This window comes from Pseudomonas sp. MD195_PC81_125, assembly GCF_014060985.1.
Lineage (GTDB): Bacteria > Pseudomonadota > Gammaproteobacteria > Pseudomonadales > Pseudomonadaceae > Aquipseudomonas > Aquipseudomonas parakoreensis.
Window position 1 is genome coordinate 1 of record NZ_JABULD010000633.1, and the last position, 1,874, is coordinate 1,874.

1 protein-coding gene and 1 pseudogene are annotated in these 1,874 nt (G+C 63.0%); both read left to right on the forward strand.

The window, feature by feature from the left end; genetic code table 11:
* Positions 1 to 101 precede the first annotated feature (101 nt).
* Positions 102 to 926 (forward strand): annotated as a pseudogene (locus HT737_RS32830) (cache domain-containing protein); the annotation flags it as partial.
* A gap of 102 nt (positions 927 to 1,028) precedes the next feature.
* A complete protein-coding gene (locus HT737_RS32835; protein WP_374011195.1) occupies positions 1,029 to 1,784 on the forward strand; it encodes a methyl-accepting chemotaxis protein in 756 nt (251 codons plus the stop codon).
* Positions 1,785 to 1,874: the final 90 nt, after the last annotated feature.

Genomic DNA, 1,874 nt, shown 5'->3' on the forward strand with positions numbered 1-1,874 from the left:
AGCTGCCGAAGGCTGCGATCTTTTTTTGGGTTCAACTTTTGCTCGCGCGTGCCGTTAACGCCTTTAACCACGCCAATAAAACCAAAAGAGTGAGCCCCCCAATGCGCTTGAGTCTCAAGGCCAAAGTCCTGTCCCTTGCCGTCCTGCCGGTGCTGCTCTTTGCGCTGGTCATCAGCCTGACCACGCTGTTCATCCTCCAGCAGCAGGCGCACACCGAGGTCGAGCAGACCCGCGAACGCCTGCTCGCCGACGCCAAGGCCACGCTGCAAAGTTACGTCGCCGTGGCGATGACCACGATCAAACCGCTGTACGACGCGGCCGCCCCCGGGGATAACGCGGCGCGGGCGCAGGCGATCAAATTGCTGTCGGGCATCCGCTACGGCAAGGACGGCTACTTCTTCGGCTACGACTCCGAGACCGTGCGCCTGTTCAAGGCCAATGACCCGGAAGGTGTGGGCAAAAGCTTCAAGGACAACCGCGACCCCAACGGGGTTTACGTCAATCGCGGCCTGGTGAGCGTAGCGAAGGACGGCACCCACTATCTGCAATACAGCTCGCCACTGCCGGGCAATGCCAACGTGCTGGTGCCGAAACTCGGCTACACCGAATACTTGGCAAAGTGGGACATGGCGGTGGGCACGTCGGTCAACCTCGACGGCATTGAAGCGCAAGTGGCGGTGGTCGAGGCGCAGGTGCAGGAGCGTATGCAAGGCGTGATTCTCAGCATCGTCGGCGTGGCCGTTCTGGTGCTGTTGGTGATCGCCGCAGCGGGCATGCTGTTGGCCAACACCATTTTGCGGCCGCTGAACCTGATGAAAGCCAACCTCGACGACATCGCCGCAGGCGAGGGCGATCTGACCCGCCGGCTGAACATCAGCAGCCAGGATGAGCTCGGCGAACTGGCCGGCTCGTTCAACCGCTTCGTCGACAAGATCCACGGCCTGGTGCGACAGATCACCGAGATGACCACGCAACTGACCGGCCTGGTGACCCAAGTGTCGGATCAGGCCCAGCGTTCCGATCAGGCGATGGAGCGTCAGCGCCATGAGACCGACCAGGTCGCCACGGCGATCAACGAAATGTCCGCCGCCGCCCAGGAAGTCGCCAAAAGCGCGCAGAACGCCGCGGTGGCCGCGCAGCAGACCGACGAGGAAGGCCAGAGCGCCAAGCGCGTGGTGGCCGGCAGCATCAAACAGATTCATGCGCTGGTGGATGACATTCGCAGCAGCGGCGTATCGCTCGACAGCCTGCAGCAGGACGTGTCGTCGATTGTCGGCGTGCTCGGAGTGATCCGCTCGATTGCCGAACAGACCAACCTGCTGGCGCTGAACGCGGCGATTGAAGCGGCGCGGGCCGGGGAGGCCGGGCGTGGCTTTGCGGTGGTGGCGGACGAAGTGCGGGCGCTGGCCAGCCGCACGCAGATCAGCACCCAGGAAATTCAGAGCATGATCGATCGTTTGCAGGCGGGCACGCAGTCGGCGGTCGAGGCGATGCGCCGCTCCAGCGAGGCGGGCGATGGCACCTCGGCGCAAGCCAATCAGGCTGGCGCGTCGCTGGATGCGATGGCCGAGCTGATTGCGACCATCAATTCGATGAACGCGCAGATCGCCAGTGCGGCGGAAGAGCAGACGGCGGTGGCCGAAGAGATCAACCGCAGCGTGCATCAGATCGCCGTGGCGGTGGACAGCGTGGCGGATGAGACCCAGTTGGGCGCGCAGACTTCGCGCAGTCTGGCGGAGCTGGGGCAGCGGTTGGGCAGACTGGTGGGGCAGTTCCGAATTTAACGTTTTAGCCGAACCGTGTAGGAGCTGCCGGAGGCTGCGATCTTTTGATCTTGCTTTAAAAGATCAAAGTCAAAAGATCGCAGCCTTTCG

Coding starts and splice junctions, on each gene's coding strand:
- HT737_RS32835 (WP_374011195.1), top strand. CDS start 1,029: ATGGAGCGTCAGCGCCATGAGACCGACCAGGTCGCCACGGCGATCAAC.